The following is a 21,479-nucleotide window of genomic DNA, read 5'->3' as shown; positions in this document are numbered from 1 at the left end:
AATGAAAAAAATATTGTTTTTAATTTTAATGTTTAATTTCATTAAAGTTTTTTCCCAGACAGCTACTCAAGAACAAATTGCAAAGGCATGGTTTGATGATTATGCGGTCTGCAAATGCATTACTCAAACAAATTGGATCAATGGGATAAAAAGCGAAGATAAAAGCATTCTCTTTTACAATAAAAAATTAAGCCTAAATCCAAATAATTTTGAAACTCTGGAATCTTTTATAGATTCATATATTAAAGAAAAAATTAAAGGTAAAGGCATGGTCTTAAAAAGCTGCATTAGTATTAAATATGACGATGATTTTAAAAATTTGGTTTTAAAAATTCTAAAGACGGATACAATTATAAAAAGTGCAATTTTTGAATCTCCTAAATAAAGAGAAAAAAGTTTTTTGTAATGATAAGGAATCATAGAAGGGAATATGAAGAAATGTTTTAGAAAGGCTCCAAATATTTTGGAGCCTTGAACATAAGAAATATTAAATATTTCTTATAAGTATTTAGTTGTCTCGCAGTATACTGACAATTAATATGTTTTGGTAGTAATGTTTCGAACCTAAGCTTGTCAATAATTGATTTTGCTGGATTTCCTGTTTTCAAAAATACCTTGTGCCACGATTTTGCCACAAATCTCAGAGTACTGATGTTTATAAAAAACTGATCTAGCTTTTGCACCAAAAAATAGCAGTTCCGCTTTTAAACAAGAAAATAAATGACGCTTTTCTGGTTTCTATTTTTTTTAGGGACGTAGTTTATATAGCCGTATTCATTTAAATCCTTTATGCACCTGTGATAAGTGACGGAACCGGTTATTTTGGCTATTTTTAATCGGTAGGAGGAATTTTTATGCAATCTGATCGGATGATTAGCATCGTCAATTGCATTTAATATTTTTAATATTATTTTTTGGGAGCTTTTTCCCGCTATCCTCTGCAATCTTTTGCGCCGAACGGCGGCGCAGAAGGATTTCCGCTTCTATCGGGGCTAGGGCCCTAGTTTGCATAATTTTCTGAAGTATGATCCTAATTGAGCTGTGATTGCAAAGCTGGCATGCTATGGGGATAAATTGTAATTGAAATGAAAAATTAAAAGAGTATCAATGTGATGGAGAACAACCAAAACAGGCTTGGTATATGTCAGAGCTGTCATATAAGCTGACAAAATGTTTCAAATAATTATCTTTTCTTTGATAAAACTGATATCTATAGAGCGTTATAATTAAATGTGGTAATTAGGATAATGTATGGCACGGATTTTGAACTAACTAAGTGCCTTCAAAATAGTTTGGAGGGTTGAATGTTTAAGTTGACTATTCTGCCTATCGCGACAGGCAGAATGTGATTTATGACATATACTGCAATTTCTGAACCAAAGGGAAAGAAATATTTCGCTAAGATATGAAATATCAGACATAATGTCAAGATTAAAGTTGCTTTCATAACATTTCTATTGTTTGTAAGATTTCCCAGGCTCTGTCTGGTATGTCCGAGCAGGTGTAAAACATTTCTGCAAGGTTTCAAGGCACACAAAAGCAGTTCAGTCAGACTGCCGGTAATCTTGGAAAGGTTGGAATTAAAAAAGCCAATCTGAAGTGCTGAGAACACAATTCTATCAGCCAATGTGAGGATTAAGGCATGAATGGGTGTAAACCCCAAGACGATGGAAATCGGTCGTCTGCCAAGCAATGTTTAACATTGTACATCAGCAGGTAAGGTTAATGACTGATACTGCTTTCCTGCTGGTGTCCCTATAAAAAAATAATGAATCAAACACTACTTTTTAATGAGGATTTATGGGAGCGTTATGTGGCGAAGACTGCCGAAAGCCAGGAGAGTTTTGAACTGAAAACGTATCCACACCTAGATCCTTATTTTAATTTTTTTAAAAACAGCAGTGACATCAAAAAGCTTGTGTCAAATAGAGTGCTTATGGAAAAGCATTCTTTTCTTCCTTTTGTAAAAATACTAACCAAAACACCGAGATTCAGATTTCAGGAAAACGAAAAAATGTATGGTCTGGAAACTAAAATAAGACCCATCGCTTTCGCTTCCCATTTCGACTCTTATATTTATGGTTTTTATTCTTTTGCTTTGACCGAAAAGTACCAAGAGTATGTACATGAGAAAGGTTTTAGTGAATGCGTGCTGGCCTACAGGTCTGATCTTGACGGGAAATGTAATATACAGTTTGCAAAAGAAGCATTTGAAGCTGTGAGAAAAAAGGCCTCAGCTAATGGTCACTGCACTGCGATTGCACTTGATATTACCGGTTATTTTGATAATATTGACCACACGATTTTAAAAGACAAATGGTGTAAAACATTAAACATTCAGGAGCTGGCAAAGGACCAGTATAAAATTTTCAGATCTCTTACAAAATACAGCTACATAAACCGAGACAGTATCTTGAAGCATTTTAAAATAGATTTAAAAACAGCACCTCACTGGAACTCGCTTCTAGATCTCATACCTGACGATGCAGCCGGCCCAACGTTCAACAATAAGTTTGATCTGCTCCGAAAAAGAAATCTTTTGACGGTCAATCTTCCTAAAATTTCGCAAGGAGGAGAGAAAAGTTTCCGGGGAATACCTCAAGGCTCGCCTATGAGCGCATTGCTGTCAAATATTTACTTGATTGATTTTGATGAAAAGATATTTAATCTCAGTATCGAGCTGGACTTTACATACAGGCGCTACTGCGATGATCTTTTAATAATCTGTGACTCTGAAAAGGCAGCGCAAATCAATGAAATTGTTCTAAAGGAAATAGCTGCCTATAAACTGGTTATTCAGACAAAAAAAACTGAAATAATCCATTTCAGGCCTGCATTATCCGGAAAAATCAGAGGATTTAACCAGAAGAAAATTGAAAAATTTTCACCAGTTTTCACTTCGCAGAATGAGCAGCAGTATTATAAGAATCTACAGTATCTCGGTTTTGAGTTTAATGGAGTCTCGATTTATATCAGGCCAGGAAGCCTTTCCCGCTATTTCAGGAAAATGAAGGGCAGGATTGTAAAGACTGTTATGATGGCCTACAGCGATAAATCAAAGAGGGATAAAATACTCAAAAAGCAGATATTTGAAAGATACTCGCATTTGGGAAAAAGGAATTTTCTTTCTTATGCGGTAAAGGCCTCAAAGAAGCGTTATTATTCTAAATCAATTAAAGCCTATCGCGAAGGGATGGATTCCAAATCCATTAGAAAACAGCTCTCTGCACATTTTGCAATTCTGGAAAAGGAGATTTTAATGAAATCTTTCACACAACACGAGTATAAGGAATATATATACACCAAAAAAAAAGAACAGGGACGAAGAGTGAGCAGAAAAAGAATGAAGTATTGAATTTTATCAGATCCATGGGAGTTACACCAATTTTTTGCTTCGGTCGAGCAGATTGTTTTTGCATTAGTTAGACTTTCGAAAGGGTTGGATAGTTAGTTATGTTTTTTTTGTCTTTAGTTTTCTCCTTTTTTTGTGATTGTTTTTAGTTTTTTTAAGATTTTTATTAAGCATGATTTTGGCCGGTGTGTATTCAATTCTTGGAAAATGAAATTAATTAACATGTTTATGTGGAAGGCAGCATTAAGGAATATGATGATTTTATTTTTGAAAAAATGATCGTCAGGGCCAATCCGCACATGCCGCTAAAGCTAAAGAAGGAGAAATAAAAAATCATCATATTTTTTATACCATGAGATATGCAGTTTTTATTAAAACCCTGCGAGATTTAACAAACAGCCCATTTCTTTCAAAAGATATTCAGGATGTAGCAGTACAAATTGCGTCAAATATAACAATGCATATCCATTATAATTTTTGTAAGTTATTAAGCAAGCTTATTGACGATATTTATAAAGCATATAATGATCATAAAAAACAGCGGATTATGAGCTTTTTACAGAAACATTTCGTTACAGCACCTTATGGCATGTATTTGAATTAGTACGTAAGAAGCAGAGGATTATCTGCTTCTAAAAGAAAAAAATAGAAAGCATTTAATGATTGATGAAAACTGGTAAATCATTTTAAGCTAAATGATATGATGAAATGAAGGCTGAGATTTTCATAATTTTTATATTAAAGATCAATCATAAAAAAAAGGTCATATCTATGGGAAGTGTTACATATAATTTTTTGGCAGATAGCTTATTCTTTCATGAGAATAGTATTGAAAATAATTTTGTTAAGGAAACTGATGAAAGAATCGAAAGGGAATTGCAAGATTACAGGAAGCATTGCATTGATAATTATGACCAATTAATTAAAGAAATTGTCGAACGGGATTCTTTCTTAAAAGTTTTTTCGTCGTCAGACGAAATCCCTCTCAGACTGCTTAAGCAGACATCGCTATATATAGATCAATTTATTATTAAAGATCCCCTGTTTTCTTTGACAGATTTTCAGTCAGAAATAAGCAATGTAACTGGGAAATATCTGGGATACAAAAATGATGGGATAATTAATAGAAATAGTCTTAAAAAGGCATCATTGCATTTAAAGGAGATAACGCCTATGGTTGCAGGTAATTATATAAAGATCTTTCCTCTAAGTTATCATTTTGAAGCGCCTAAACAGATTCCGCTAAAAATGCCTGTTGATTACTATAATGGGGTTCTTCCTAAAGAAATTATGGATTTTTTCTGGGATAATGTTTCTGTCCGTTCAATGGAAAAATTTAAATCCGGTGATGGTTGGCAGGTTATGGAGAAACTGTACCCTTGCAGAAGCATTGTGGTCGATTTTAAGGAAACGAATTTCAAGTCAAGCATGATTTATCATTTGTTTCAGACGGAAGTGCTAAGCATGGATGAAACAACAGGCACAGTTACTTTTAGTCATATGTTGCCTGACTCAGCACCCGAAATAGATCATTTTAACGCTTGGGTTGCACAGTCAATAAATTCAACATCTAAAAATTTTTTCGATGGGATTTTTAAAGAAAATTTTATTTCCTCTAATCTCAATTCAACTTATTTATGCGATAATGATTTTACAAGTAAATTAATATCTCAGAACTACAGTGTAAAGGAAACAATTCAGACCGAAACAGCCAATAGAATAATCAATTTTGACTTGCCATTTCTTGATAACATTGATATAGAGAAGCTGATGAATGTCAGGGAAATGGATTCAGGAGTCTTTACAAACTTTCGAATTGAACTTGAAAAACATTTCAGAGAATTAAGGACAATAAGCGATCCAAAAATTATCCAGCAAAAGACAGAAAACATTTTTCATGAGTTAAATGATGTGCAGGTTCAGAAAATTAAGCAAAAAATAAATCATATCAATAAGCAGGTTTTTGTTAACTCGTTGGTTGGAATTGGTGGTTTGGCAGGCGGTTTTTCAACAGGTGGCTTTAGTTTGCTGGCAACAGCTTTAGCTTTAGGGAAGGGGTATAAGGATTATCAAGATTATAAGGAAAAAGTAAAAGAAAATCCATCATATTTATTATGGAAAATCAAAAAAAAAATAAATTTCTATTCATATCAATGATTTTGTAAATAAAATAATAACTCTTATGTAACAATAAACCATGAAAATTGACTTTGGTAAGAATAAAAAATTTTTAGAAAACTTAAATCCTGTAAATTGTATTTTCTGACAAAGAAATCGTATGGATATACTATTTGAAATATAATTATTTTTAGAGGGCTGTATAGTAAAAATTTCGTATACAGTTTCGAACCTAAACTCGTCAGTACTTTATTTTGCTGAGTTTTTAGATTCCTAAAATTGTAAGTGCCACGATTTTGCCACAAAACTCAGATCACTCATATTTAATGCATCATAGAGTTCTAAAAGTTTCAAACCTAAACAGCCCTGCCGATGAAAAGCAGGGCTGTCGTTTTATAATAAAGCAGGTGAATTTTCGTGTCTTTTTTAGACGGCTGTTTCGGCTTCCGCTTAGGAAATTTCTTCGCTGATTGCTGCGTCCGAATTGTGCTGTACAGGGGGCTGTTCTTCCGCAATTTCCCCAGAAGCATTTTCTTCCGATTGATTTCCTTCTGCAGCGGCCGTCTGCTGGGAGGTTTTCTTCATCAGGATATAAAAATCCCTCAGATGCCACCATGCAGGACAGCGGTCCATAGGACCGTTGAAGTTCCTGATTCCGATATAGCAGCTCTTTAAAAACTGCTGGGTATCGGAGATGTATGCCCACTGGGTCCATTTCACTTCCTTGGGCGGGGGATTGTTTTCAAAATGGCGTTTGATGTCTTCGTAATTCATGCCGCAAAATTAGCGGATTAATTCCGGATTTACGAGGCTTTTTGGCACATTCAATTCGGCTCTATTAGAGAAGGTCTTTAAGAATATGATACTGCAGAATTTTTTTGCGTTTCATGGCAAAGAAATGGTATTAAAAAATATTATTTTTAGCTTTATATTATTTTTTAGGAGCTTTTCCCGCTATCCGCTTCAATATTTTACGCCGAACCCCGGCGTAAAAGGATACCGCTATTATCGGGGCTAATACTAAATTGTCAAATTATTCTATATATGAAAACAATGGAGGATTACAGAGCCCTGCAGATCTCCAGTTTGGAGTTGATGAAGAGCTGCACATGCATAATCATGACCGATACCTCAAATTATAAGGCGCATGGAACTGGCGTATTTGTTCATATAGGCGGGCACTATTTTCTTGTGTCGGCGGCCCATGTTCTGGAAAGGCATGGTGAGTTTTTTATCTTCCTTTCTCAGGAATATGAAATAATAAAGCCCGGCGGAGATACCTACATCAACCGTACCGAAGATCGGGAAAAGGATACAATTGATATAGCGGTTCTTCGTTTGGATGCGGACTGCCTGCCGCATATCCTGCGTTCCTATAGTTTTCTGCAGGCTGAGGATCTGGCCATCAATCATATATTCCAAAATGAAGAATTTTACACCTTTCTCGGATACCCTGCAACGAGGGCAAAAGTCCTCTATAAAACCGATATTTTCGATGTGACTACGTTTTTCCATTTCACAGCCCCTCTGCATAGTGAGAAATATGCAGGGTTTGGCAGTAATCCGCATGTGAATGTTATGGTGGCCTACAATAAAAAGTCAGCCTATGACAGCCGAAAAGGCACTTTCGGCACAGGGCCGGATCTATACGGCATCAGCGGCTGTGGGCTATGGTTTACAGATCCTTTAGATTTGAAAACGGGAATAATAAGGCCTAAACTGGTGGCAATAATGACCGACTGGTCCATAAAAAACCGAAATATAATAATAGGAACCCGGATCGATGTGGTGACAGGTATGATAAAGAAGTTTCTGGATATTGATTTTCCGGATTCAAGCATTGTAACTGTCAGCTGAATTTTAGATCTAGTTTTTGCAGCCCAAAATATAGCAGCTCCACTTTTAAACAAGAAAATAAATGACGCTTTTCTGGTTTCTGTTTCTTTTGGGGATATAGTTTATATAGCCGTATTCATTTAAATCCTTTATGCACCTGTGATATGTGGCAGGGCCGGTTGTATTACTTTAGGTTTAATGTTGTTTTTCAGGAGCTTTTTCCCGCTATTCGTTCCAATCTTCTGCGCCTAAACCACGGCGCAGAAGGATTTCCGCTTCTATCGGGGCTAAAAGGGCAGGGCAGAAGAACAGAGATAAATCAATTTTGAAGCTCAGTATAATAACAATAAAACTGCGTAATACAGTTTCGAACCTAAGTTCGGCAGCAATTGATTTTACTGAGTTTTTAGTTTTGAAAAACTGCAAGTGCCACGATTTTGCCACAAAAGTTAAATTGCTAAATACTTATAAAAAACTGCTCTAATTTTTTTTGCCCAAAAAATAGCAGCTTCGCTTTTAAACAAGAAAATAAATGACGCTTTTCTGGTTTCTGTTTCTTTTGGGGATGTAGTTTATATAGCCGTATTGATTTAAATCCTTTATGCACCTGTGATACGTGGCAGGGCCGGTTATTTTGGCTATTTTCATAATTTCATGCCTGTAGGCTCTGATAGGATTGATATTGCCTTCGTTTGCTCTGAACTGGAGCAATGCCGCAAAAATTCCGATATGGGTAATGCTTATGCGCTGATCTTTTTCAATTGATCTGAAGAATTCCGTTAAAGGGTTTAACTGTTCCATCACTGCTGCATTTTAGATTTTATTCCTTTTTGGACGGATTGTTTCGGAAATGCTGCTGCCTGGTTTTTTGATGAAGCTGTCTGGATTTTACGAAAATGACGGTCATAGATATTCAATGATCTAAACTGAGGATTGGCCTCTATATAAATCTGATTTTCTCGTCCATTTTTAATCAGCACAGCAGATACGCTGTCACCCTGCCTTAAAGCATTTTTCAGTTTCTCCATTTCATATTGGCTGGATATCTCTTTTAAAGTAATGGCCTTTAAAGTCTTTTCTAAATCATAGGCATAGTCATTTCGAAATTCTTTTAAGTGATAACTGCCCGAAGCGTCTCTGTCATTAAAGTCGAGCTGAAACCATGATTGGTTATGCTCAACTGAGCGGCCTGACAATAAATTATAAGCTTCATTCACCTTAAAATTGTTTTCCTGCCCATTTTTAAAATAATATTCCCTGCTGTCTTCTGGTCTAGAATTATTCTGCAGGCTGCTTTTAAATCCATCAACTTCAAAATGCCCTTCAGCATTTTTTGAAAAGGAAAGGCTATGAGTGATCTTTTCTTTTTCATTAAGGCAGTACGATAGAGGAATGCTGAAATTTTCCTGTTCCTTGCCAATAAGATTTTTTAATTTTTCGGATAAATCAGGAAAGCCGATACGCTGCACTTCCTCATTAAGGGAATTGAAGTTTCTCTCGTTTTTTTTTGCCTCACTGAGAAGTGAAAGCTGATTTTGCGTGCTGGTGATTATTTTCCTCAGGATACGTGAAATGAGACTTGGATACAATTGTTTGGACATTCTTTGGATTTCCATTTTAAGGACTCGAAGCGTATGCTGCTCCTCAATATTTTTTGAAGATCTGTATTTCGTTCTGATTCTCTCGAACTGGCGCAGTTTCTCAGCCAGTAAAGATCTGTTTTCTGCCGGAGTAATTGAAAAGAGCGTACCCAAACGCTCTTCTCTTGCTTTCCATTGGCTGAATTCCATTTCTACTCTATTTGCGGGAAACTGCGGGTTCATCATCTAAACTTTAATAATTTTAAAATCTCTAAACTGAATTAGACTGCTGTCTTCTTTTTTTTGGTTTGTTCGCCGAAGGGGTTTCACTGTTCTCGTCAGTGCTCTCAGACTGTTTTTTCTCTGATTGTTTTTCAGATTTTTTTTCTCCTTCTGATTTTTTCTCTTCCTTGCTTTCTCTATGATTGATGCGCTGGAGGTTTGCATCATATACATTAAGAGTCTTAAACTGCGGATTTGCTTCCACGAACATTTTGCTTTCAACGCCTCCCACAACAAAAGTCACCGACTGAAGATTTCCTTTTTTAAGGGAATTCATCAGGTCTTCCTTATACTGAGGCGTATTGAGTTCTTTTATGGAGTGCTTCTCAAGGCTCGCTTCCAGATCATAGCCGTAATTCTGATGGTAGTGGTTGATTTTGAAATTGCCCGAGTTGTCGGTTTGTTTGAAGTCTATTTTGATCCACGAATTGTACGTTTCGCCTTCTTTATTTTTAAGGTCTTTGTTTACTGAACGCCCTTCCATCAGGTTATAAGCTTCTTTGAGCGTAATGCTTGTGCCGTCATTGTTGATGTAAAACGTCTGTTCCAGTCCCGGCTTGTTTTCTTCTTTCTGGAGATTCACATGATAGGAATTAAAAAAGTACATATCAGTCTGGTCTGACTTCTTGAAGTTCAGCTCAACCGTTACGGTATCTCTGTTTGGAACGCCATTGTTCATAATGCCGGTGTGCATGATTTTAAAATCCTTATCACCTTTCAGCATGTTTTCTCTCAATTCGGTATCGAAAGTTTCTCCAAATCCAGTATATTTCAGCTGGTCTTTCAGGTATTTTAAATTAGTCTCATTCATAATGTTTGTATTTAAGTTATTTTCTGGTAATTGCTTGTTTTCTCTTGACAGACGGACAAACTCCGTAAGATCAAGTTTCTGATTGCTGTACAGATCAATACCGCTCTTCATGACTGTCTTTAAGTCCTTTATAAGCGAATCGATCGGCACGCTCTTAAAATAGTCGATATCATTCCTTCCTGCGAGACAATGGTCCTCTGCGCCCATTGATGTCCTGAAAAAAGCAATGTTATCGCAGTCAGCTGATAGATTAACAGGGTGCGCCGCATAGCGATAGCCTAGTGAAGCCATTTCCTCTGCAAAGCTTAACAGCGTTTCGGTTTCACTGATATTTATATTCATAAGCTGCTTTTTAAGTTTTTTAGGATGGTGCCGGGATTATGGCAGCGGGATTACTTTATCGGCCAGATTTTTTTTAATGCTGGCTTCCAAATGCCTACCGCCATTCTTTTCCAGCAGCTGGAGCGTTAAAAGCTTATTGTCTGGAATGGTAAATTTCTCCAGTGCAAAAACTTTTACTACTTCAGACTTATCAGGAATCACCGCAATTGATGAAGTGCAGTACAGCGGCTGGATCTCAATTTCCTGCGAGGCAGTTCGTTTTGATTTTCGCTGGTCTCTTATGAAAAAACGCAGCTGGTCGATATCGTAATTAATTTTTGACTTATTCTCAAATACTACACGCAGATACAGCACATCCTCATGTATAAAAATGCCGCTGACCTCCAGTTTTATCTGAAACTTAGCTTTTTTTAAACCGCTGGTCTTTATTTTTTTTGATAGTGCCAGTGAAGCAGACTGTTCTATTTTTTTCTGATTTTCGTTTTCTAGAGTGAATAGTACATCCTTACTCGCCGCCGCAGCATTTTCTGCTTTTATATTCAGATCAGGGCAGTCTTCATTGTAGTTCAGTACAAATACATACAATTTTGCATCAGAGGTGACTACCGTCAGGTTAGTCTGGAAAAAATATTGTCTCGCCGCTTTTACAAGCAGAATATTCTCCACCCCTTTGGCTTTCTGCACCAGCACATCAGCACTGCCTTTATCGATGCTTTTAATCGGGTAGGGAAAAACGATGCTGGTGGTCTTCGAATAGCCGATCTGAAGATTTTTATAGCGGTCTTCATAAAAAACAGTTTCCCTGCTCTTTAGCTGGGGATGAGCCCAAACAGAAACCAGCAGCAGACCCATTAAAAACAAATAATTAATTCTTTTCATCTTATTCTATTTTATGGTTTTAAATTCTTTTGTTTTTCATCATATAACAGCACCTTGTATCCTGCTTTTACCGCAACTTTTATGAGTTTTACCTTTTTGCTCATAAGACTTTTGGCCGCTTCAATCCCCATTCCCGCAGCCTGCGCTCCCCATGAATCGGTAACACCGGTAAGTCCGAGAGTCTGAATCGAGCGGTCGGCAGATGCTTTGGCCACATCCCTGCTAATGGCACCCGGAATATATATGCCCTCAATACCGTCCATATCAAAGACCGAGAGCTGCACCGGGAAAATGGAACCATGATGCTGGAGGTTTTCTATCTTTATTTCAAGCCTTTCACCTTTCAATGCCGCTATACCGTATACAAAAGTGTTTTTGGGTATTGTTGTTTCCTGAAGCGTAATATCGGCAGTGAGCCTTAGTTTAACCACCGATCCATTTACAATGGTCTGTGTTTCGTGCACAGCGGCTTCAAGTGCATTCTGCGGATGATCTGGGTGTAAATCCTCATCTTCAGTGAAAAAAGCGTTCAATTTCAAATTGTCTGCGGGTTTTGTATTTTCTTGAAGTGAGCTGATATTATCTGCTTTACTTTTTAGGTTTACAGAATATACTTTTCCTTTTTTTTGTTCGGAATTCTGTTTTAAACGTTCCTGCACTCTTGAAGGATGCTGGATATCCAGTATATTTTCGAGCATCCCGCCGAGCTGCTGCAGTTCCGGGTCCGGCTGAGTTTCGCCCATTGCAGACATCATCTGTTCTAACCTTTTTATTTGAGAGGAAATTTCATTTGATGAGCCGTAGTTTTCGAACTCCCTCATATCCTGGCCGTAATTTTTAACCGGCATCGGCCCGCTGATGGTTTTCTGAAGCTGCTGCAGTTTTTCATAGATTTTCTGCTCGTTTCTGTCCTGCGGACTTGCTGCATTCAGACCAGTTCCCTTTTTTGAAAAACGCTGGGATGCAAAATCAGGACTTGAAAACTCTTTCAAGGATTCTTCCAGAACTTTTTGATTGGAATAATTGGGATCTTTTTTAATCTGCTCCTGCAGTTTGATTGAATCCACTGCTGCCTTATCATAATAGCTCATTTTATCCAAAGAGGAATCTTCCTTAAAGTTGGGAAGCGGCAGTTTAAAATTAAATCCTTTCTTTATTTCATTTTCAGCCGCTGCGGCTTCCATTCTTCCTCCTCCAAGGGTGTAAAAAAGAATGGTGATAAAAGGAAGTGCGATGATTGGCAGAGCCAGAAACATTTTTCGTTTTTTTGCTTCTTTAATTGATATCGTCTTCTGTTCCATGTGTTTATTTTTTAATCGATTATTTTAATTTTTGCAGTCTGCTTTGAAATTTTAACCTTCTGGGCTTCCTTTCCTGAAAAGGCATTATAGAGGTTATAAAGAAGATAGCCTGCTGATAGGATAACAAATAAGCCGAGAAGAAAAATGAGCTTCCTTTTTGAACACCCTTCCGCCAGAGTGCTCATTTTTTCAGACCATTTTTTTTGTGCAGAGAGATAGTGCCTATGGTATGTAAATGCAGTTTCTCTTTTTTTAAACAGTGATTTCATAACCTCTCATTTTCGGTTTTCAACAGTTAAATCCCGGTTTTCAATCGTATTGAAACGTTCGATTAAAAAACCATGCGGATTGTTGTCGCTTCTTGATACATTGCGAAGGCTTCCTTCCGTGATCAGGCTTCTTTTCAAAATGCTCGTGGTTCTGATAATGTTCTGCTGCGAGAAGCATTTAAAACGGTAGGGGTAGTCCCGGGTATCGACTGTTACACTGTCAATCTGGATGGTCTGGCTTATATTGCCTGAAATGATTCCGGAATAAAAACCGTTTTCTTTCAGGTCATCATAAATCCTTTTAGCGCTTTCGTCCGCCAGATAAAGCGCTTTGGTGACATTGGTTTTAATGACCTTATCATCCGGGTCCAGGGTAAAGAAAAACTGGTGAAAAGTTTTAATATGGTCTTTTGCTTCAACAGACACATTATCCTTTCTGTCCGACGCATAGGCTTCCAGAGCTTTTCCTGCCGCAAGGATGTATATCTTATCCTGCATGCGGCTTACAGTCTGAAAACTTCTGTTCAGGGTGTAACAGCAGATCAAAGCGCAGCATATAATAACAAGCATCGTAAATCCTCTGACATATTTAAATGCAGTGTCTATATTTTTCATTTTGGTGAACATGAGCGGATCATTTAAGTTTGTTTTGAATTTCCTTTGAGCCTCTCGCTCATATAATTTCCTTTCTCCTCAAAATAGGGTGAAGAGGCTGAAGATGCAGACATGCTCTGCGACATCCTTCCAGCGGCATTTCCCATTGAATCCAGAACCATTGCGGTTCCCTGTGATGTCTTGGAAACCGCTGAACTTGCTGAGGTGCTGAATAGGGTTGTGGTTTTCTGGGCCAGGGCTCCGCCGCCTCCCGCATGGACTATGTAATTGGCAACGGACGGAACGGTGAAGTACCCTATAATGCCGATTATCATAAAAATAAGGTAAGACATATCGGTCCTGCTGAAAAAGGTATCACCGGTAGCCTGCACTTGGGATAGATCCAGTTTGAGCATCAGTTCCTGAATCTTGCCTATAATGCTGCCGAATATATTGGCAACCGGCAGCCACAGATAAATATTGATATATCTTGCCAGCCAGACGGTAAGGGTATGCTGGAATCCGTCAAAGACCGCTATTCCGAAAACGAGAGGTCCCAGGATGGAGAGGACAACCAGCTGAAATGTTCTAAGGGTATCAATGCATAAGGCCGCGGCCTCGAACAAAACCCTCAGGATCTCGCTCATCCATTCCTTGACTGAGTTTCTAAAACTGTAGGAAGCCTTTTCCATTGCAAATTTGATGTCGTTACCTATTCCTGCCAGCATGCTCTCATCCGAAGGGTCGGCTCCGTCATGGGTGTATTTATACCATCTGTCCCGGTCCCCGGCGCCGGCCGCACCAACATACATTTTCCAGGGATCTGTTTCTTTAACTGCCTTTTCTTTTTCTTTTAAGAGGACCGCAACTGCATTATTGGATCCTGTGACCATAGCGGCAGTTGCCGTAACTGTGGGCTTCATAACCCCGTTGATAAGAGCAAGGACAGACGGGAAAATCATGATGCAGAACCCGATTACAAAGGGACGGAACAGCGGATAGAAATCAATCGGTTCGGCGCTTGCTATGTGCCTCCACACTCTGGAGGCGATATACCAGATGGTTCCGAATCCTGCGATTCCCTGACCCACTGCCAGAAGATTGCTGCACAAAGGCATCATTTCGTCGTAAAGCTGTTCTAATACGGAATGAAGGCTCTGCATCTCATCGCCTAATCCCTGAGCCTTTGTCAAAAAAGGCAGCAGGAACAGAACTATAAAGTGAATTCTGCTTTTGTTTTTTAATGAAAGTTTCATATCCTTATTTTTTTAATTGCTGAAGGCCTTTAGAAGCAAGCACATCATTTCTTTCTTTTGCCCGCTGCAGCAGCAGTATGTTAGAAGAGGCATTAAAATCCCGCAGAAACACCAGTTTATCCTGCATCTCAAGAAAAATAGCATCTACCGCTTCAAGCCGTTCATCATCTGACATTCTCAGCTTGTCTGCTGTAACCACCATTGTAAGCTCATCAAGATTGCGAAGGCTCAGGTTCAGCAGATTGCCGTAAACGGATTCAAAGTACTTCAGCTCCTTTTCATTGAAGTTGCCGCCTTTTGAGAATCTGCTCAGTCCGTTGCGGGTTTCTTTTACCAGCAGGATCTGATAATTGATAATTTCTCCGATTTTTTTGTAGTTCTTTACCGCAGGGCTGACCTGCATCAGGGCGTCTAAAAAGGTTTTATGAAGGCTGAAATTCCCTTCAGACATTTCTTTGACCGTCCTGTATCCACCGGAAAGCAGTTCATATCCCTTTTTCATATCACTGAGAATCTTTTTGAACTGCGATAATTTTTCAATGTTGAGGATCAGCTGCTGTATCTCCGCTGACTGCGCATTTGCTTTCTCAGGGATCATTGAAAAGAAGATAATCAGCCCTAAAACCAGTATTTTTTTCATGATTTTTAATTTATAATCCGTAAACAGCATTTGTATTTTTAGAATCCTTTTTTTCTGCTGTCTTGGATACAGACAGCAGTCTGGCATCACTGCTGAAAGAAATGCAGAAATTGTAATCTTCCAGCATTGTTTCATGCAGCGCGTCAATACGTTCAATTCTCTGGTCTTCTTTAAGCTCTAGGCTGGCATCGGCAGTGACTGCCAGAAGCTGTTCCAGTGTATCGCTGCAGTTCTGCAGCAGTCTTTCAAACGAACGCTGAATATAATCCAGCTCGCTGCCGTGAAATAAGTCTGCTGTTTTTAAATCGACAGAAGTCCTTTTACAGATTTTGATTATTTTCAGCTGCAATGAAATAATTTCAGCGGTCTTATAATAGTTTCTGACTTTGGGATTAATTTTTAAAAGCGATGCGAAATAATCGCCATGCAGATTTAGCTCTCCTTTTTTGGCATCACCGATAAAATTGAGTCCTTTTGACACAGCGGAATATCCTTTTTTAGCATAATCGATATAGACCTGCAATGCTGCAATCTGAAGCAGGAGTTCCTTACGCTGTTTAGCCTGAGCCTGCATTCCCAGAGGGAAAATGATAAGCAGCGAGAATATAAAAAACAGTTTTTTCATGATGATTGTTTTTAAATTATGGAATTCCGTAAAATTGTTTTACTCTATTTGCATCTGCTTCCGTTTTGGCCCTTTGGAGGCTCAGCAGCATATTCTGCTGGTTAAACATCGTCAGGTCATCGTAATTGGCATCAATCTGGTCCCCGGCTTTATTGATTATTTCAAGTCTTTTCAGATCGCTCATCTGGGTTGTGAAGGATTCCAAGATCAAAAAGATCTGGTCAATATTCTTTACGCTTTCCTCCAGTATTCCGGTGTAGACACGCTCCATGTACTCAATCTCACTTTCTTTAAAATGGGTGTCTCTTTTAAAAAGGTTCCAAGCTCTTTCATATTCTTCGACGAGTTTGGCCTGCTTCTTTGTAATATCTTTTATCCTCTGGTAATAGGTGATAATGGATTTTACTTTTGCCAGCTCTTCATAGTATCCTTTATAGAGATCTTTCTGTTTCTGCGTCCAGTCTGAGATTTCGTCCAGTTTTAATTTAGAGAGTACATTTTCGACTTTCTTTTGTGCGTTCTGCAGCCATATAGTTTTATTCTGCAGTTTCTGGATCCGCAGATCAATTGCTTTAATTACTTTTTTGGTTACTGCTTTTACTATTTCAAGGATGGGCAGCGCTGCAGTTTTTTCAGCCGGTCTTGCCGGTGTGCCGATAAGCAGCAGGCAGATCAGGCAGGCCGTGATTTTTGTTTTCATTTTTCTCTTTCATTAATTTCCATTTCGTATTTCCTGAGCCATAGCGGCAATTCCCTTTTTGACGTCACCGCTGAATTTTTGGGCGTACGCGTTCATTTTTACTTTCTCGCTTTCCTCAGTTGTATAGGCAAGATATTCCTCCAGCGACACCTCTGTTCTGTAAACCTTTGAAAGCATTCCTCCCAGAGAGATAAAAACTTCTTTGTATTTTCTATTGGGATCATTGGCTTTATTTACTGACAGCACGAGTGCTTTTTCTTTATCGGTAAGTCCGAGAAGTTCCTGGATTTGGTCAAATTTATTCTGGTACTTGCTCTGGTCCAGCAGGATTTTGCAGTCACTGTTGTTGATGATGGCCTGTTTCACCACAGGTGAAGAAATAATATCTTCAACCTCCTGGGTCACTACTATGGCTTCCCCAAAGAACTTGCGGACGGTCTTGAATAAATACCGTAAATATTCTGCCATCCCTTCCTTGGCAATAGCTTTCCAGGCTTCTTCAATTAAAATCATTTTTCGGATGCCTTTCAGCTTGCGCATCTTGTTGATAAAGACTTCCATGATGATTATGGTTACCACTGGAAAAAGAATCGGATGGTCCTTGATATTGTCGAGTTCAAATACTATAAATCTCTCCTTCAAAAGGTTTAGATTTTCGGTTGCATTCAACAGATAGTCAAACTCGCCGCCTTTGTAATAAGGGCGCAGCACGTAAAGAAAATTGTTTACGTCAAAGTCTTTTTCTTTCACCTTGTCGCTTTCCAGTATGGAAACAAAATCATCTTTTAGAAATTCATAAAAACTGTTAAAGCAGGGAAAGACAGCAGCATTAATTTCCAATTTTTCGTAATACAGCTGAAGTGCGTTGGAAAGTGCCACATACTCGCTTCGGTTAAAGGTTTCATCATCTTTTTTCCAGAGTGCAAGAAGCAGCGTTTTAATGCTTTCTTTTTTCTCAGTATCCAGATTGTCTCCCTCTGAAATATAAAAGGGATTAAAACGGATTGGGTTCTTTTCGTCATAAGTGAAATAGTAGCCGCTGACCATATCGCAGAGCCCCTTATAGCTGTGACCGACATCCACCAGTACAATATGGGTTCCCTGTTCATAATAGCTTCTGACCATATGGTTGGTAAAAAAGGACTTGCCGCTTCCCGAGGGCCCCAGAATAAATTTGTTTCTGTTGGTGCAGATTCCCATTTTGACGGGCTCATCGCTGATATCCACATGAACCGGTTTTCCCGTCAGACGGTCGCCGAGTCTTATTCCGCAGGGACTGAGCGATGATCTGTAGCCGGTTTCCATATTCAGAAAACAGACCGCCTGCTCGGTGAACGTATCAAAAGTGTCATTCATAGGAAAGTCCGCCGCGTTTCCCGGGATTCCCGCCCAGTAAATCTGCGGGGCTCCGACAGTTTCCTGCTTCGCTACCGCATCCATCTGGGCAAGGGCAGAGGATACTTTGTTTTTAATATCCTTAAGCTCTTCTTTATTGGTGCTCCAGCATAACACATTAAAATGAGCCTTAACGGGAAGCCTCTGCTGGGAAACAGCTTCATTTAAAAAGTCATTCGCTGCGTCCCTTGCAATCATATTTTCCCTGCTGTAGGCGGACAAAGACTGAAGCCTTAATCTTTTGCTTTCCAGCTTTTGGATTGTTTTCTGCGCATCTTCAATAAACAGATACTGGTTATAAATGTGGCTGCAGGACAAGAGCTGGCCGAGAGTGGAGGCAAAGCCGACACTGAACTTGGTTTTATCCGTCGAATAACGGTCAAAGTTGATTCGTGATCCGCATAACGCTGGCAGATCAGCGGCATCTCCCAGGGTAAAAAGCTGGCAGCGTTTGTCGCCCACTGATAAGCCTTCATCAAATTTGATATCATTAAAAACAAATGAATCCTCCCTTTCAGATAAGAAACAGTACTTTTCGATTAGCCCAATTTTTCTGCTCTCGCTTTTAAGCGCTTCATTTTTCAGACGTGTAAGCTTAACAAACCCACCGTCTTCCATAATTCTCTTAAACTGCCCTGTACAGTCAGTAAAATCCTGTAGGAGCTTTTGATCCAGCGTCTCTTCAGGAACTAAAGTATTCCTTATAAGACTTGAAAATAACGAACTGGAATTTTTTCTCCCCTGCGGTTTCTTGGTCAGCATTATATAGCAGGAATGCTCAAGAAAGGGTCTTTCATTAAAATAACGTTCACTGCTTCTGGTTAAAAAACTGCTGTCATCTCCTGTGAAATCAGCTTTATAGGCACTTTCTAAAAACCAGTCCTGTTTATGGAAAACACAGAACTTTGGAAGAACTTTAATGGCTTTAATCCATGATTGGTGAAAAGCTTCATACTCCTGATCGGATAAGGTAAAAATCTCAGGCAGTTCCGCTTTAAAAACTATTGTTGCATCTCCCTGTTTTGATAAAATGCAATCATGTTCCACTGCCATAATGGGCAGTATTTCCTCCATCTCCTTTTTCATCTTTTACGTATTTTGCTTATTGTTTAACAGCTTATTACTGCTGCGGGAATATGCGGCTTTTTGCCGTTTCCAGAATATGCAGTCCAAGTTTTGGATTCACGCAGTTGCGGAGAATCTGCCTTTTATTCTTTAGTTTGAATTCCTTCAGGCTGAATCCTAATGCTTTTTCAAGCTCAGGAATCTGCGCATGCCTGATCTTTATCTCTGAAAGACTCTCAATTGCAGGTATTCTGAAATTTGACCAGAATAAATGGCGGTGCAGTACTGCATCCGGCTCAATCAGAGGTTTATAATACGGCTTGACATTCTCAACTGCCCAGCAGCACGAGGCATTATGTTTTAGAAACAGTATTTCCTGATAAAGCCGCATATCAGGGTAGACTGGGACTGTGCCTCTGAATCTCACGCAGATATTCTGCCTGAAAGAGGAGTGCGACTGGCAGGGCGGAGAAGACCAGATAAAATCAAATTTGCGAAAATGATCTAAAAGATACTGGTGCGCATCGCCGGCTATTACATTGTCATCTGGAAATCGCTGCGCATATATCGAAGCCAGCAGTGGATCCAGCTCAACAGCCGTGACTGATACATCTGTCCAGTTTTTCCTGTTGCCGCCAATTCCGGCATATAAGTTCAAGACTTTCAACATCATAATTCATATTTAACGTTCTATGGCTATAGCTTTATAAATGCGGCCCTGCTGTACGTCTTGATACACTTCGGAACCTGTTTTGCAGCCAGCGCTTTCATCATGCCATGCTCGCCATACTTATTGCTCATCCTGTAGATCTTGAATACAAGAAAACCGCCTGCGATGCCTATTAGACCAACACATATCAGCGAAGGAAGGCCGATGATATAAAGCACGGCAAAGAAAATCATAAGTGTAACTGCGCCTCCGCCCAGATACCAGATGTACTGCGCCTTAAGACCTTTGAATTCTATGCTTTTGTTGATTCCTTTGTTAATCTGGTAAACACTGCTGCTCATGACCATTTATCGGCTAAACGCCGAAAAAGGATTTAATTACCGTTGCCACCACAACTAAAAATACACAGCTTCCAAACCAGGCAGCAGCAACTTTTCCTGTATCGGGATCTCCCGCATTCCATTTCTGATATACCTTGACAGCGCCTATAAGGCCGAGTATGGCACCTACTGCATACATGAGTTCAGTGCCCGCATCAAAGTAACTTCTCACTTTCTGGTTCGCTTCATTAATGCCGGCTACACCGTCCTGCGCGTAACCGATTCCGTTAACTATCAGCAGTAAAAAAGACGAAGTGATGAGCACTTTATTTTTTCTGCAAAAACTCTTTAATTTCCATCCACATTTTTTCATCGCACATTATTTTAAAAGTTATTCCGTTATTAAAAAACAGAGGAATACCGCCGTTACAGCTCCATTTCATTGTCACATCAAGCCATACCGCACCAGAGAGAACGGGGGTGATTCCTCTGCTGGATTTTAGAAAACCGATTCTTCCCAGAGACTGTCTGCCTCGCTTAAAGTCAAATGCAGAGCAGGGTATTTTTCAGATTCGGAAACAATCAGTTTATTGATGCTTTCTCTAAGTGAAGAAATTTTCACATAAGGATATTCTTCAAGAAGCATTCTTAAGTAGTTTTGAAGCTGTTCTTTTGATAAGCCTTTTTCTGCACTTTCTGCAGCAGCCTGCTGTATACGGTTTGAAAGCTGTTCTGCATCATCTAAAGTGTCAAATGATTCCGAGAAGGATTCTTTTATTGATTTTGCTTCCCTTGTATTTTGAATATTTTTTTTGAAAGAGGGGAGTTTTAGTTTCTTTTCCCCTGAGAAGATTTTTTTTAAATCTCCGCTGTAAAATTTCAGTACTATAAATAAATACCAGATTATTACCGCTGTACCCATAACAGTCAGATAGCTGTTCCATGAAACATTTGTAAACATAGTTCTCATCATTTATCGTTCAACATCATCTCATCTATGTAAATCATTATCAGATTGGATATGATTTATTCTACAGTCCAAAGGAACAATACAAATACAGTCTCTGCAAGTACAACTTTTTTGTTGTACCCTTTTGTACCCCGATCGGCATCAGCAGAATTAGGCATTCACTAAAAAATAGTAATAAAAAAAAGCCGGAGAAAGGGGTATTTGATTCTCCGGCCTTATGGTATAAGTCTTAAAGCTGTCTATTTTCTCATAGCTTTTATCAATTTGGCATTTCGTTTATCTGCTCTTGAATTCTGCAGGGAAATAACGGCCCATATTGCAGCAGGGAGCCAGCCGATCAAAGTAATCTGAAGAATGAGACAGATCAGGGCAGTAAAAATCTTTCCTCTTAAAAGAAAGGAAATGCACGGAAAAAATATTGCGATTAATGTCATATTCTATGAGTTTTAATTATTTGTCGTTAATAGGCTGGAT

General features: G+C 38.8%; 22 protein-coding genes. 4 read left to right on the top strand and 18 right to left on the bottom strand.

Features of this window, described 5'->3' with window-relative positions:
• The first annotated feature begins 1 nt into the window (after position 1).
• The 3 genes from BM289_RS03245 to BM289_RS03220 all read left to right on the top strand — a co-directional run bounded on the left by BM289_RS03245 (position 2) and on the right by BM289_RS03220 (position 5,509).
• Positions 2-385 (top strand): hypothetical protein, encoded by a 384-nt coding sequence (locus tag BM289_RS03245; protein ID WP_143102034.1) that lies wholly within the window; start codon positions 2-4, stop codon positions 383-385.
• Between the two features lie 1,383 nt (positions 386-1,768).
• Positions 1,769-3,355: a reverse transcriptase/maturase family protein gene (locus tag BM289_RS03230; protein WP_091130006.1), complete on the top strand. Its 1,587-nt coding sequence runs from the start codon at positions 1,769-1,771 to the stop codon at positions 3,353-3,355.
• 768 nt (positions 3,356-4,123) lie between these two features.
• Positions 4,124-5,509, top strand: coding sequence for a hypothetical protein (locus BM289_RS03220; RefSeq protein ID WP_091491529.1), 1,386 nt, complete (start codon positions 4,124-4,126; stop codon positions 5,507-5,509).
• 411 nt (positions 5,510-5,920) lie between these two features.
• Here the strand turns inward: BM289_RS03220 and BM289_RS03215 are convergent, their stop codons facing one another.
• On the bottom strand, positions 5,921-6,244 hold the full coding sequence (locus BM289_RS03215; RefSeq protein WP_091129998.1) for a DUF6965 family protein: 324 nt from the start codon (positions 6,242-6,244) through the stop codon (positions 5,921-5,923).
• 270 nt (positions 6,245-6,514) lie between these two features.
• On the opposite strand from BM289_RS03215, the gene BM289_RS03210 reads away from it, so the two are divergent.
• On the top strand, positions 6,515-7,327 hold the full coding sequence (locus tag BM289_RS03210) for a hypothetical protein (protein WP_143102033.1): 813 nt from the start codon (positions 6,515-6,517) through the stop codon (positions 7,325-7,327).
• A gap of 495 nt (positions 7,328-7,822) precedes the next feature.
• Here the strand turns inward: BM289_RS03210 and BM289_RS03200 are convergent, their stop codons facing one another.
• From BM289_RS03200 to BM289_RS25825, 17 genes are all read right to left on the bottom strand, one after another.
• Positions 7,823-8,107 (bottom strand): hypothetical protein, encoded by a 285-nt coding sequence (locus BM289_RS03200; protein ID WP_091490801.1) that lies wholly within the window; start codon positions 8,105-8,107, stop codon positions 7,823-7,825.
• A complete protein-coding gene (locus tag BM289_RS03195) occupies positions 8,107-9,096 on the bottom strand; it encodes a hypothetical protein (RefSeq protein ID WP_143102032.1) in 990 nt (329 codons plus the stop codon). The genes BM289_RS03200 and BM289_RS03195 overlap by 1 nt, the downstream gene beginning before the upstream one ends.
• 61 nt (positions 9,097-9,157) lie before the next feature.
• A complete protein-coding gene (locus tag BM289_RS03190; RefSeq protein ID WP_244165313.1) occupies positions 9,158-10,090 on the bottom strand; it encodes a hypothetical protein in 933 nt (310 codons plus the stop codon).
• A 267-nt stretch (positions 10,091-10,357) separates the two neighbouring features.
• On the bottom strand, positions 10,358-11,200 hold the full coding sequence (gene traN / locus BM289_RS03185; protein WP_091490795.1) for a conjugative transposon protein TraN: 843 nt from the start codon (positions 11,198-11,200) through the stop codon (positions 10,358-10,360).
• An 11-nt stretch (positions 11,201-11,211) separates the two neighbouring features.
• Positions 11,212-12,501: a conjugative transposon protein TraM gene (traM, locus tag BM289_RS03180; RefSeq protein ID WP_091490793.1), complete on the bottom strand. Its 1,290-nt coding sequence runs from the start codon at positions 12,499-12,501 to the stop codon at positions 11,212-11,214.
• Positions 12,502-12,512: 11 nt separating this feature from the next.
• Complete coding sequence (locus BM289_RS03175; RefSeq protein WP_091490791.1) at positions 12,513-12,770, bottom strand: hypothetical protein; 258 nt, start codon at positions 12,768-12,770, stop codon at positions 12,513-12,515.
• A 6-nt stretch (positions 12,771-12,776) separates the two neighbouring features.
• Positions 12,777-13,385, bottom strand: a complete 609-nt coding sequence (gene traK, locus BM289_RS03170; protein WP_244165312.1) for a conjugative transposon protein TraK — start codon at positions 13,383-13,385, stop codon at positions 12,777-12,779.
• Positions 13,386-13,408: 23 nt separating this feature from the next.
• Complete coding sequence (gene traJ, locus BM289_RS03165; protein WP_091490787.1) at positions 13,409-14,620, bottom strand: conjugative transposon protein TraJ; 1,212 nt, start codon at positions 14,618-14,620, stop codon at positions 13,409-13,411.
• Between the two features lie 4 nt (positions 14,621-14,624).
• Entirely contained in the window at positions 14,625-15,260 is a 636-nt protein-coding gene (locus tag BM289_RS03160) for a hypothetical protein (protein WP_091490786.1), read from the bottom strand.
• A 10-nt stretch (positions 15,261-15,270) separates the two neighbouring features.
• The gene (locus tag BM289_RS03155) at positions 15,271-15,885 is read right to left on the bottom strand and encodes a hypothetical protein (RefSeq protein ID WP_091490784.1); all 615 of its coding nucleotides are present in this window, start codon (positions 15,883-15,885) and stop codon (positions 15,271-15,273) included.
• Positions 15,886-15,901: 16 nt separating this feature from the next.
• Complete coding sequence (locus BM289_RS03150) at positions 15,902-16,585, bottom strand: conjugal transfer protein TraI (protein ID WP_091490782.1); 684 nt, start codon at positions 16,583-16,585, stop codon at positions 15,902-15,904.
• A gap of 12 nt (positions 16,586-16,597) precedes the next feature.
• A complete protein-coding gene (locus tag BM289_RS03145) occupies positions 16,598-19,066 on the bottom strand; it encodes a TraG family conjugative transposon ATPase (protein ID WP_091490780.1) in 2,469 nt (822 codons plus the stop codon).
• 34 nt (positions 19,067-19,100) lie between these two features.
• On the bottom strand, positions 19,101-19,718 hold the full coding sequence (locus BM289_RS03140) for a DNA cytosine methyltransferase (protein ID WP_208610226.1): 618 nt from the start codon (positions 19,716-19,718) through the stop codon (positions 19,101-19,103).
• A gap of 23 nt (positions 19,719-19,741) precedes the next feature.
• A complete protein-coding gene (locus BM289_RS03135; protein WP_091491525.1) occupies positions 19,742-20,056 on the bottom strand; it encodes a DUF4133 domain-containing protein in 315 nt (104 codons plus the stop codon).
• A gap of 13 nt (positions 20,057-20,069) precedes the next feature.
• Positions 20,070-20,408, bottom strand: coding sequence for a DUF4134 domain-containing protein (locus tag BM289_RS03130; RefSeq protein ID WP_091490778.1), 339 nt, complete (start codon positions 20,406-20,408; stop codon positions 20,070-20,072).
• Positions 20,409-20,534: 126 nt separating this feature from the next.
• Entirely contained in the window at positions 20,535-20,996 is a 462-nt protein-coding gene (locus tag BM289_RS03125; RefSeq protein ID WP_143102031.1) for a hypothetical protein, read from the bottom strand.
• Between the two features lie 248 nt (positions 20,997-21,244).
• Positions 21,245-21,439 (bottom strand): YqaE/Pmp3 family membrane protein, encoded by a 195-nt coding sequence (locus BM289_RS25825; protein WP_091490775.1) that lies wholly within the window; start codon positions 21,437-21,439, stop codon positions 21,245-21,247.
• Positions 21,440-21,479 lie beyond the last annotated feature (40 nt).

The sequence above is a fragment of the Flavobacterium phragmitis genome, assembly GCF_900112575.1.
GTDB classification, from domain to species: Bacteria; Bacteroidota; Bacteroidia; order Flavobacteriales; family Flavobacteriaceae; genus Flavobacterium; species Flavobacterium phragmitis.
The sequence above is the reverse complement of the archived record's forward strand: the minus strand, read 5'-3'. Positions and strand labels throughout refer to the sequence as shown.

Bases quoted from the DNA above. Each gene is read 5' to 3' on its own strand.
- BM289_RS03245 (WP_143102034.1), top strand. From the start codon at position 2: ATGAAAAAAATATTGTTTTTAATTTTAATGTTTAATTTCATTAAAGTT.
- BM289_RS03230 (WP_091130006.1), top strand. From the start codon at position 1,769: ATGAATCAAACACTACTTTTTAATGAGGATTTATGGGAGCGTTATGTG.
- BM289_RS03220 (WP_091491529.1), top strand. From the start codon at position 4,124: ATGGGAAGTGTTACATATAATTTTTTGGCAGATAGCTTATTCTTTCAT.
- BM289_RS03215 (WP_091129998.1), bottom strand. From the start codon at position 6,244: ATGAATTACGAAGACATCAAACGCCATTTTGAAAACAATCCCCCGCCC.
- BM289_RS03210 (WP_143102033.1), top strand. From the start codon at position 6,515: ATGAAAACAATGGAGGATTACAGAGCCCTGCAGATCTCCAGTTTGGAG.
- BM289_RS03200 (WP_091490801.1), bottom strand. From the start codon at position 8,107: ATGGAACAGTTAAACCCTTTAACGGAATTCTTCAGATCAATTGAAAAA.
- BM289_RS03195 (WP_143102032.1), bottom strand. From the start codon at position 9,096: ATGGAATTCAGCCAATGGAAAGCAAGAGAAGAGCGTTTGGGTACGCTC.
- BM289_RS03190 (WP_244165313.1), bottom strand. From the start codon at position 10,090: ATGAAGAGCGGTATTGATCTGTACAGCAATCAGAAACTTGATCTTACG.
- traN (WP_091490795.1), bottom strand. From the start codon at position 11,200: ATGAAAAGAATTAATTATTTGTTTTTAATGGGTCTGCTGCTGGTTTCT.
- traM (WP_091490793.1), bottom strand. From the start codon at position 12,501: ATGGAACAGAAGACGATATCAATTAAAGAAGCAAAAAAACGAAAAATG.
- BM289_RS03175 (WP_091490791.1), bottom strand. From the start codon at position 12,770: ATGAAATCACTGTTTAAAAAAAGAGAAACTGCATTTACATACCATAGG.
- traK (WP_244165312.1), bottom strand. From the start codon at position 13,385: ATGAAAAATATAGACACTGCATTTAAATATGTCAGAGGATTTACGATG.
- traJ (WP_091490787.1), bottom strand. From the start codon at position 14,620: ATGAAACTTTCATTAAAAAACAAAAGCAGAATTCACTTTATAGTTCTG.
- BM289_RS03160 (WP_091490786.1), bottom strand. From the start codon at position 15,260: ATGAAAAAAATACTGGTTTTAGGGCTGATTATCTTCTTTTCAATGATC.
- BM289_RS03155 (WP_091490784.1), bottom strand. From the start codon at position 15,885: ATGAAAAAACTGTTTTTTATATTCTCGCTGCTTATCATTTTCCCTCTG.
- BM289_RS03150 (WP_091490782.1), bottom strand. From the start codon at position 16,585: ATGAAAACAAAAATCACGGCCTGCCTGATCTGCCTGCTGCTTATCGGC.
- BM289_RS03145 (WP_091490780.1), bottom strand. From the start codon at position 19,066: ATGAAAAAGGAGATGGAGGAAATACTGCCCATTATGGCAGTGGAACAT.
- BM289_RS03140 (WP_208610226.1), bottom strand. From the start codon at position 19,718: ATGATGTTGAAAGTCTTGAACTTATATGCCGGAATTGGCGGCAACAGG.
- BM289_RS03135 (WP_091491525.1), bottom strand. From the start codon at position 20,056: ATGAGCAGCAGTGTTTACCAGATTAACAAAGGAATCAACAAAAGCATA.
- BM289_RS03130 (WP_091490778.1), bottom strand. From the start codon at position 20,408: ATGAAAAAATGTGGATGGAAATTAAAGAGTTTTTGCAGAAAAAATAAA.
- BM289_RS03125 (WP_143102031.1), bottom strand. From the start codon at position 20,996: ATGTTTACAAATGTTTCATGGAACAGCTATCTGACTGTTATGGGTACA.
- BM289_RS25825 (WP_091490775.1), bottom strand. From the start codon at position 21,439: ATGACATTAATCGCAATATTTTTTCCGTGCATTTCCTTTCTTTTAAGA.